A 9717-nucleotide genomic window follows, 5' to 3' on the forward strand; every position below is an offset into this window, starting at 1 on the left:
CGATGTGCTTGTGGGCCCAGTGCATGAACTCGGGCAGCCGACCTTCGGGATCGGTCAACACGGCGTGCCAGTGGTTCGACAGCACGCACAGCGCGTGCAGCTCGACGCCGGTGATCGTCGCGGCGTACGCGACGCAGTACGCGACGATCTGGTTGGTGAGCTTGGTGGGCTTGAGCCAGAACTGGCGCTGGGTACAGCGGCGGGTGACCAGGTAGGTCGAGCCCGGCAAGACCTGTCGCGGCACGCTCACGTACTGGGTATCGGCTGGGGCGGCTCGCTGTTGCGCGAGAAGTTCAACCCGGGTGGGGCCCGGGCGGGCCCGGGGTAGCAACCCGAGTGAGGCCCGGGCGGGCCCGGGGAAGCAACCCGGGTGAGGGCCCGGGGAAGCTCGGGTGGGGCCCGGGCGGGCCCGGGGAAGCAACCCGGGTGAGGGCCCGGGGAAGCGGGGTGAGGGCTCGGGGAAGCGGGCTCTATCGGAAGATCCCGGAAGCTCGCACTCGGGTCGGGGAGCCGGGGACGGGTTGGGGAGCCGGGGGAGCTCGCAACCGCGGAGCGCGTCGCCCGGGTGGCAAATCCGTACGATCGCCAGAGGCCCGTACGGCGTGGCGGCAGTCGGTCTGGCCGCCGTACGCCGTCGGCGGGCGGCGGCGTACGGCGGCTCGCTTAGCGCGACCGGCGCGGCGCGGTGGAGAATGGGAGATTGTACGCGTCGCACGTGCGCTGTACGCTTAACTTCGCATGCGGCGCCGGGTCGATCGTAGGATGGGTCTGTCGATGCGGAGGAGGTGTGACGGCTGGGCGGGGTTGTTGCTGATCGCCGGGGCGGCCGCGTGCGGCACGAGCGATGCGCGTGACGCAGCCGACGCTGCTGGATCCGGTCCGGACGGTGCGGTCGCGCGACCCGACGGCGGGGGCGACGGCGGCAGCGGTGACACGCTTCTGTTCGCGAGCGGATTCGAAGAGCAGGATCTGTTTCCCGACGACGGGAGCGGCTGGTCGTCGCTCATCCTGAAGACGCCGGCCGGCCAGCCGGAAGCCCAGTTCGAAGTTCGGACCGCTCCGGTTCATGGCGGCGAGCACGCCGCATGGTTTTCAGCGCCGCCGGGATCCGCTGGCAGTTCGTGCGGCAAGGCCAGCATCCTCCGGCGCGACGCTTTGCTTTTCGGCGACGACGTAACCATCACGGCGAGCTATCGATTCGATTCGACCGCCGTCGGCGCGACGCCGCAACTCATGGACATCGAGTGCGAACCGGCCGATTGCGGCTTTGATAGCAGTCCCGGCGTTCGACTCGTGACCACACGCGACCGCCACCTGCGTATCGATTGGAAGTTTCTCAACTGGTATGGCAACCAGACGCCTCCGCAGCCACTGCCAGACGATGCGCCTCCCGATTCGCCGACGAGTGCGAGCCAGCTTCCCGTCGACGAGTGGTTTGACGTGACTGTACACCTCGTGCTGGGCAAGCGAGAGGCAGGCCTGACAGAGGTGTATGTCAACGGTGAACTCGAGCTGTCGATCCAAGGTACGAACATTGCGCCCGACGGGATGGAAGACTTGTCGCGCTACTCGGGCGTCGAACTCGGAATCACTTGTAACCCGAGCAATTCTGCCGCGCCGGTCGCGCTGTTGGTCGACGACGTCTCGATCCGGCGCGCTCGCTGATCCACGTCCCCGCCATTTACAGGGCGTGGGCGGCGACCACAGACCGTCGTTGCGTGAGAACTTCAACCCGGGCGGGGCCCAGGCGGCGTGAGAAGTTCAACCCGGGTGGGCTGAGGCCGGCGGGTGAGAAAATCAACCCGGGTGGGGCCCAGGCGGTTGGACAGGACGCGCTCGGGGAGCGACACGTCGCGCAGCGCGTCGGGGTACCAGGGCACGGTGTTGTCCACGGCGCGGGCGGCGCCTGCGTGAGCTTCTTCCGTGCCCCAAGGGCTATCGCCGGGCGGCGCTACGGCGGCGAGCGAATCTGCCGGGACCTCCAGCACGTCGTCGGCCGGCTCGAAGGTGATGCCCCCACACGCCGACAGGGTCCCGATCACCAGCGCGCCGAGGGCGAGCAAACGTGCGCGACGCGGCGTCCGCCGACGAGACGTCGTTGGCATAGGCCACCTCCTTCGGTTGCGAGTTCGCGTGTGCAAGCTCGAGTCCACCGCGAAGCGGCCGCATCGATGCGACCGCAACGGAAGAGCCTCGGCCCAATGTACGTGTCAGGGGTCGTACGGGCAAGCGGGGCCGCGACGTGGCCCCGCCACGACGAGATCGTCAGGGCTCGTGTCGCGAGGCCGCGGCGCGGGCGGGCCCGCGAGCGCGCGCCGCCGCGGACTCCGGCGGCCCCCGCGAGCGCGCGCGCCGCCGCGGACGAGAACGGGCGCGCTATGCGCCTGCGCGGGGGGCGCTCAGAACCAGGTGAACGCGGCACCGAGCGAGGACGACACGAACGGGCTGCCGCCAAAACTGGCGCGGTAGCCGTGCAGTTCGAGCGACAGCCCGAAGTTCCGGACCTGGACGACCTCGAACCCGGCGGTGAAGATCACGCCGAGCTGCGCATCGGACTCGTAGTCGAACTCCGGCGTCGAGATTGCGAGGGTCTGCCTCCCGATGCCGCCGCCGAGGTAGAGGCGGCGGGTTGGGAAGCCGATGACTTGAGCGCCGACCAGCCGGTGCGCGACCACGTCGCCGGAGGCGGTCGCGCCGGCGGAGGTCGCCAGCTCGGCGACGAGGACCGCGTGCGGTGTGACCGCGGCGCCGAGGCGCAGCGAAAGGCTGGCGGCGCGCGCGCGGCGGAAGTCACTGCGCACACTGCCGGCGCCGACGCCGAAGCCGAAGGTCACACCGCGGCGCACGATGCCGGCGGCTGCCGCGGCCGCCGGTGCGGGCGGCGGCGCAGCGGCCTGCGCGTACGCGGTGGCGGACAGGGCGAGTAGGGCGGTGGTGACGAGGGACGCCTTCACGATCGATACCTCCTTGTGCGTGCGGCAGGTATCGGGCGCGTCGCGGTCGGGTTGCGCGCAAACCGCCGTGCGGCGGAGATCGTACGGCGTTTGCCGGCCACGGCCGCGCTCACCGGGCGCGCGCGGGCCGCCCGCGGCGGAACCCGGGTCACCGGGCGCGCGCGGGCCGCCCGCGGCGGAACCCGGGTCACCGGGCGCGCGCCAACCTGGGGCACCGGGCGCGCGCCGGCCGCGGCGATCGGCGGCGCGTCCGGGCCGCCGCCGGCGTCACGCAAATCTCAGCCACCGGCGGACGCCGTCGGGAACGAGCGCCGGGTCGTCCCCGCGGTAGCGCTCGATCCCGCGGGCGGGGGCGTCGATCGCGCGCTCGAGCCGCGCGAGCGCGACGCCCAGCTCGCTGTCGGCGCCGACGCCGGTGTCGCGCGCGATCGCGCGCGCTTCGTCGACCATCGCGGTCGGATCGGCGCCAGTCGCGAGCGCGAGGTGAGCCCGCTCGCACAGGGCGAGCGCGACGCCGAGGCTGTTGCCCAGCTCGCGGTGAATCGCGAGCGCGCGCTCGATGTGCTCGGCCGCGGCGTCGAAGTCGGCGCCGGTGAGCCGCTCGAGCTCGGCCACGCGCCTCAGCGCGTCCGGGAGGTACAGCCGGTCGCCGCACGCGTCGAGGCGCTCGATCGCGCGCGCGTACATCGCGCGCGCCTCGTCGACGTGGCCGCGGTCGCGCCGCACGGTCGCGAGGTTCGACGCGATGACCCCTTCGACGCGCGTGTCGCCGATGCGGCGCATGATCGCGAGCGCGCGCTCCAGACGGCGCTCGGCGTCGTCGAGGCGACCTTCGTGCCAGCTCAGCGTCCCGGAGTTGGCCAGCACGATCGCCTCGGTGCGGACGTCGCCGCAGTCTCGCAACAGCTGCAAGCTGCGCTCGAACGCGGCGTCGGCCTCGTCGAGTCGGCCCTGATCGAAGCGCAGCGCGCCGACGCGGCTCCAGGTCTCGGCCTCGGCGGCGCGGTCGCCGGTGCGCTGATGCAGCTCGATCGCGCGCGCGTACAGATCGTCGGCGGCGCGCAGGTCCCCCTGCTGCCAGCGGGCCACGCCGAGCCTGCCGAGCGCCGCGCCGACCGCGCGGTCGTCCCCGAGCTCGCGCAGCAGCACCAGCGCCTCCTCGGCGACGGCGCACGCCTCGTCGAGCCGGCCGCGCTGCCAGCAGGTCTCGAGCACGGTGACCAGCACGCGCCCTTCCGCGCGCCGGTCCCCCTGCGCGCGCGCCGCCGCGAGCGCGCGCCGGCACTCGGCGTCCGCGTCGTCCAGGCGCGCCATGCGCAGGTAGACCTCGGCGAGCCCGCGCAGCGCGCGGACGGCGATCGCCGCGTGGCCGCCGCGTTCGGCGGCGTCGAGCGCGGCGTGCAGCTCGCGTTCGGCGCCGGCGACGTCGCCGCGCGGGCGCAGGATGTCGACGCCGAGTTCCACGCGCGCCTCGGCCGTCTCGCGCGCGTCGGCGGCGGCGAGCCGCAGGTACGCCCGGTACCAGCGCTCGGCGTCGGCGAGCGCGTAGCGGGACAGGGCGTGGCGACCGGCCGCCAGGTAACGCGCCGCCGCGCGCGACGGCTCGCCGCCCAGCTCCCAGTGCCGTCCGAGCTCGCCGGCGTGCTCGCCGGCGCGCTCGCCGAGCCGCGCTTCCATCGCCGCGGCGATCGCCCGGTGCGCGGCGGCGCGGCGGCCGGCGGCGATGCGCGCGTAGGTCACCCGTCGGATCGTATCGTGGGCGAACCGGTAGTGCGCCGGCGCGGTCTCCTCAACGACGTGTTGCGTGAGGAGTTCGGACAGCGCCGCCCGCACGTCGTCGGCGCCCAGCGGGGCCGTGTCGGCCAGCAGCGCCGCGTCGAACGCGCGCCCCTGCGCGGCCGCGAGTTCGGCGATCGTGACGGCGCGCGACGACAACCCGGCCAGCCGGTGCGCGACGAGCTCCTCGACGGTCGCCGGCAGCGGCAGGTCGTCGAGTGCGAGCGCGCGTTCGCCGCGCGTGCCCACGGTCCACCGACCGCCGGCGTCGCGAACGAGCAGGCCCTCGGCCACCGCCGCGCGCAGGTACTCGGCGACGAAAAACGGGTTGCCGTCCACGCGCTCGCACAGCGTTCGCGCCAGGGGGGCGGGGGCGCGCTCGACGCCCATCATGCCGCTCACCATGCGCTCGACCGCGGCGTCGTCGAGCGGGCCGACGTCGATCGTGGTGAGCCCGGGCAGGTCCAGCAACGCGCGCAGCGGTCGGCGGACGTCGTCGGCTCGGTAGGTCGCGACCACGAGCAGCGGGCTGAGCTGCAGCTCGCCGGAGGCGTGCATCGCGCCGAGCAGCTCGCACGTGAGCTCGTCGGCCCACTGCAGATCGTCGAGGACGATCAGGCACGGCTGGGCCTGGCTCCACGCCGCGAGGCTCTCGGTCACGTAGGCAAACAGCCGGCGGCGCGCGGCGTCGGCCGGCAGTTCGGCCTCGGGCGGGTAGTCGGCCTGCCCGGGCAGCGTCGCGAGCCGCGGCTCGTAGGCGGCCAGGACGCGGCCGCGTGCGCCGAGGACGCGGTCGGTCTCGACCGCCCCGCGCTCGGCACACCAGCGGGCGAGCGCGCGCAACGCGGGGCGCAGCGGTTCGAGCGGCTGCGCGCCCTCGGCGGCGCAGGCGGCCTCGCACACGAGCCCGCCTCGGTGGCGGTAGCGCCGCGCGAGCTCGACGACGAGCCGCGTCTTGCCGACGCCGCTGTCTCCGCCGATCAGCGCGATGCCGCCCTCGCCGTCGTCGGCGCGGTCGACGAGCCGTTCGAGGGCGTTCAGCTCGGCGCGCCGCCCCTCGAAGCCCGGCCGGTACAGGTAGGGCCGCGCCGGCGCGCGCGCCGGCTGTGGGCCGCGGCCCGCGTGGGCGGCGAGCGCGGCGGCGATCTCGTCGGCGTGCCCCGCGCGCTCGCGCGGCCGTTTCGCCAGCAGTCGCGCGATCAGGCCGTCGAGCCACGCCGGCGCGTCGGGCGCGACCTCGGCCAGCCGCGGTGGCGGCCGGTGCAGGTGGGCGTCGATCACCTCGCGCGCGGTGGACCCGGCAAACGGCGGGCGGCCGGTCGCGAGTTCGAATGCGATGCAGCCCAGCGCGTACAGGTCGGCCCGGGCGTCGACCAGCTCGCCGAGCGCCTGCTCCGGCGCCATGTACGCCGCGGTGCCCGCGGTGAGCGCGTCGGTCGCGAGCACCTCGCGGCCCGCGAACGCCGCGACGAGCCCGAAGTCCACCAGCACGGGCCGACCGTCCGGGCGCAGCACGACGTTCTCGGGCTTCAGGTCGCGGTGGACGAACCCCTCGCCGTGCAGGTAGGCGAGCGCGTCGCACAGCCCGTGCAAGATGCCGGCGATCTCGGCCGGCGGCACCGGTCCGCCGCATGCGGGCGCCGGCGCGGCGCGGCCGGGGCGGGCCGGCAGCGTGGGCCAGGTGTCGCGCGCGCCGGGCTCGATCCGCCGGCGCAGCGTGACGCCGTCGATCAACTCCATCGCGTACCACGGCGCGCCGTCGCGTTCGCCCTCGTCGAGGATGCGCGCGATTCCGGGGTGCCGCAGGCGCGCGAGGCCCTGGATCTCGCGCCGCAGCCCGTCGACCCGGTGCGGGTCGTCGACCGGCACCGCCTTGAGCGCGACGACGCGGCCGGTCGCCTCGTGGACGGCGCGGTACACGCGCGCGCCGCCGCCCTCGCCGATCAGGTCCGTGAGCCGGTAGCCGCCGATGCGGTCGCGTGGCGCCGCGGTCGCGGTCATCGCGCTCGCAACCCGTGCCGCTGGATCAGCCGGTACAGATAGGCGCGGTTCATGCCGGCGGCCCGCGCGGCGCGCGAGACGACGCCGTCGTGGGCGGCGAGCAGCGCGGCGACGTAGTCGCGCTCGAACCGGTCGATCGCGGCCTGGCGCGCCTGCGCGTACGGGACGGCGACGTCGATGCCGCCGGCGCCGGCCGCAGCGCGCCGCTCGCCGCCGCCGAACGAGGCCGGCGCCCCCAGCACCAGCGACCGCTCGATATAGTTGCGAAGCTCGCGGACGTTGCCCGGCCAGGCCTCGCGTTGCAGCCGGGCGATCGCGTCGGGATCGAGCAGCGGCGCGCGCAGGTCGGGCGCGTCGGTGAGCCGGTCGAGGATGTGCTCCACCAACAGCGGGATGTCCTCGGGCCGTTCGCGCAGCGGCGGGAGCTTCACGTGAACGACGGCGAGCCGGTAGTACAGGTCCGCGCGGAACCGGCCGGCATTGACATCCGCGCGCAGGTCGCGGTGGGTCGCGGCGACGAGGCGGATGTCGACGTCGCGGTAGCCGTCGGCGCCGATCGGGCGGACGTGCCGCTGCTCGATCGCGCGCAACAGCTTCGGCTGCAGGCTCACGGGCAGCTCGCCGATCTCGTCGAGGAACAACGTGCCGCCGTCGGCCTCGCGGAACGCACCGGCGCGGTCGCTGTCGGCGCCGGTGAACGCGCCGCGGACGTGGCCGAACAGCTCGCTCTCGAGCAGGTTGGCCGGGATCGCGCCGCAGTCGACCACGACGAACGGGCCGGCGCGGCGCGCGCTCGCGTCGTGGACGCCGCGCGCGGCGCCCTCCTTGCCGGTGCCGGTCTCGCCCTCGAGCAGTACGGTGACGTCGCTTTGCGCCGCGCGCGCCAGCAGCGCGAACGCCTCGCGCATCGCGATCGACGCGCCGACCAGCGGCCCGAACCGGGGTTCGTCCGACAGCGGCACCTGGTGCGTGCCGGCGCCCGGCTCGAACCGGAGTGTGGTGCGGCCGACGCGCAGCCGGCTGCCGCGACGCAGCCACGCATCGGCGACGCGCACGCCGTCGACCGATGTTCCGTTGCGGCTGCCGAGGTCGCGCACGCGCGCGCCCCGCCGGTCGGCGGTGATCTCGCAGTGGAAGCTCGAGACCGTGGGGTCGTCGACCGTGAGGTCGTTGGCCGGGTGCGAGCCGATGGCGCAGCGCGGGCCCGTCGAGTGGAAGGTCGTGCCGGCGGCGACGCCGTCTTCGACCGCGAGTGCGAAGGTGCGCACCGACACGCCGGCGCCCGCGGCGCCCGGGAGGCTGTGGGTCACCCGTTCGCTCGACGCGCCGTCGGTCGTGGCCACCGCCGAACGATACCACGCGCGCTCGGCGCGCGGCCCGCGGCCGCGGTCGTCCGGCGGGCCGCGGCGAGGCACGCGGTCGGCGCGCGGTCGCCGCGCGCTCGCCGTCGCCGCGCGGTCACGGCTCGAAGCCCGACAGCGTCGCCGAACCGAACCGGAACGAGTTCATCGTCATGTTCATCATGTTCCGCTGCACGAAGTACTCGGTCTGCTTGCGGCCCATCATGCGCTGGAACTCGCGCCGGCCCCAGCGGCGGACCGGCGCCCGGCCCGGCGCGGTCGCGCGCGCCTGGCGACGCTGCCACGCCTCGAACGCGGCGCGCTGGCGCGCGTCGAGCGCGGCTTGCTGCTGTTGCTGCTGCAACCACGTCTGCTGGTACTGGGCGACGATCGCGGCGCGCTCGGCGGCGGGCTGGCTGGCCCACCAGCCGCGCACCTGCAGCCACTGCACCGGCAGGTTCGCGAGCGCCTGCTTGAACGCGGCGTCCGCGCGCGCGTAGTGGGCGATCAGCGCCCTGCGCGTCTGGCGGCGCAGCGCGCGCGGGACCCGGTAGGACTCGTCGCCGAGCAGCAGCCGCGCCTGGAACTCGGCCAGCTCGAGGTACGCGTTGACCGAGGCCTCGGTCAGCGGCGGCGTGCCGGCGACGACCACTTCGTTCGAGCCGATCAGGATCGCGGCGGTCGTGCGCCACGGCTCGAGGCCGCCCTCGCCGCGGATGCGCCCGAGCAGATTGTTCAGCGCCTTCGCCAGCCCGTCGCTGCCGTCGAGGCGCGCGAGGTCGCAAAACAGCCGCGCGCCCTTGACCGTGTCGCCGCGGGCGTTGGCGGCGGCGACCGCCTTGCGCAGCGCGCGCCGCTGCGCGCGCGTCAGCGTGCGGCCGCCGACCCGCTCGACGGCGGCGATGAACGCGGCGGCGTCGATCTCGGTCGGCTCGGCGCGGGTGCCGCCGGCCACGAGCGCCACCGTCAGGTCCAGCTTGGCGACGATGTCGTAGGTGTCCTCGCGCAACAGAATGAGGGTGTAGGTGCCCGCGGGGGCGTCGTCGGGCAGCGGCACGGCGGCGACCGCCCGGCGGGCGCCGGGCTCGATCCGGCCGACGTCGATCGCCTTGGTGAGGATGGAGTTGCCGCGCTCGACGCGCGCGCCGAGGCTCACCGGAGTCGCCTCGCGGCCGGCCAACTCCAGGTGTACGTACACCGTCTGGCCGGGCCTGGCGCGAAACCCGCGCTCGGCTCCGCCGGTGGCCGACCCCGACAGGCCCGCGCGGCGCGCGGTGACTCCGGCGCCGGCCGGCGCGGCGGCCAGCGCGGCGGCGACCGCGGCGGCCAGCGCGATCGGGCGCGCGGTCATTGGAAGCACCCCGCGAGCACGGCGGCGCACGCCGCGTCGTCGAACCCTTGCTCGGCGCGGCAGCCGGGCCACAGGGTGGCGAAGTCGCCGGAGCCGAGCGCCCACGCGTTCTCGAGCCCGTTGCACGAGTCGCTGTCGAAGTCGTACCCGCGCTCCTCGAACGTGCTCTCGATGCACCCGATCGCGCCGCCGCCGAGCGCGCCGGCGGCGCGGGCGTACAGATCGTTGCACGTCCCCGCGGCGGCGGGCGCCGCCGCCGGCGCGGGCTGCGCGGCCGCCGCCGGCGCGGGCTGCG

Annotated in this window: 8 protein-coding genes; 1 reads left to right on the forward strand and 7 read right to left on the reverse strand. The window is 75.0% G+C overall.

Annotated features, from left to right (window positions below; all coding sequences use genetic code 11):
- Positions 1–250, reverse strand: a 250-nt coding sequence (locus tag D6689_07445) for a hypothetical protein (GenBank protein RMH42670.1), incomplete at its 3' end; no start/stop codon positions are given.
- Between the two features lie 554 nt (positions 251–804).
- Between D6689_07445 and D6689_07450 the strand changes: the two genes are divergently transcribed.
- Positions 805–1665, forward strand: coding sequence for a hypothetical protein (locus D6689_07450; GenBank protein ID RMH42671.1), 861 nt, complete (start codon positions 805–807; stop codon positions 1663–1665).
- A 62-nt stretch (positions 1666–1727) separates the two neighbouring features.
- Here the strand turns inward: D6689_07450 and D6689_07455 are convergent, their stop codons facing one another.
- From D6689_07455 to D6689_07480, 6 genes are all read right to left on the reverse strand, one after another.
- On the reverse strand, positions 1728–2042 hold the full coding sequence (locus D6689_07455; GenBank protein ID RMH42672.1) for a hypothetical protein: 315 nt from the start codon (positions 2040–2042) through the stop codon (positions 1728–1730).
- Positions 2043–2399: 357 nt separating this feature from the next.
- Positions 2400–2954, reverse strand: coding sequence for a hypothetical protein (locus D6689_07460; protein ID RMH42673.1), 555 nt, complete (start codon positions 2952–2954; stop codon positions 2400–2402).
- A 267-nt stretch (positions 2955–3221) separates the two neighbouring features.
- Entirely contained in the window at positions 3222–6731 is a 3510-nt protein-coding gene (locus D6689_07465; protein RMH42674.1) for a hypothetical protein, read from the reverse strand.
- On the reverse strand, positions 6728–8074 hold the full coding sequence (locus D6689_07470) for an FHA domain-containing protein (protein ID RMH42675.1): 1347 nt from the start codon (positions 8072–8074) through the stop codon (positions 6728–6730). The genes D6689_07465 and D6689_07470 overlap by 4 nt, the downstream gene beginning before the upstream one ends.
- A 115-nt stretch (positions 8075–8189) precedes the next feature.
- The gene (locus tag D6689_07475) at positions 8190–9422 is read right to left on the reverse strand and encodes a hypothetical protein (protein ID RMH42676.1); all 1233 of its coding nucleotides are present in this window, start codon (positions 9420–9422) and stop codon (positions 8190–8192) included.
- On the reverse strand, positions 9419–9717 hold a 299-nt coding region (locus tag D6689_07480), incomplete at its 5' end, for a hypothetical protein (GenBank protein RMH42677.1). The genes D6689_07475 and D6689_07480, both read right to left, overlap by 4 nt.

This window comes from Deltaproteobacteria bacterium (assembly GCA_003696105.1).
Taxonomy (GTDB): domain Bacteria; phylum Myxococcota_A; class Polyangia; order Haliangiales; family J016; genus J016.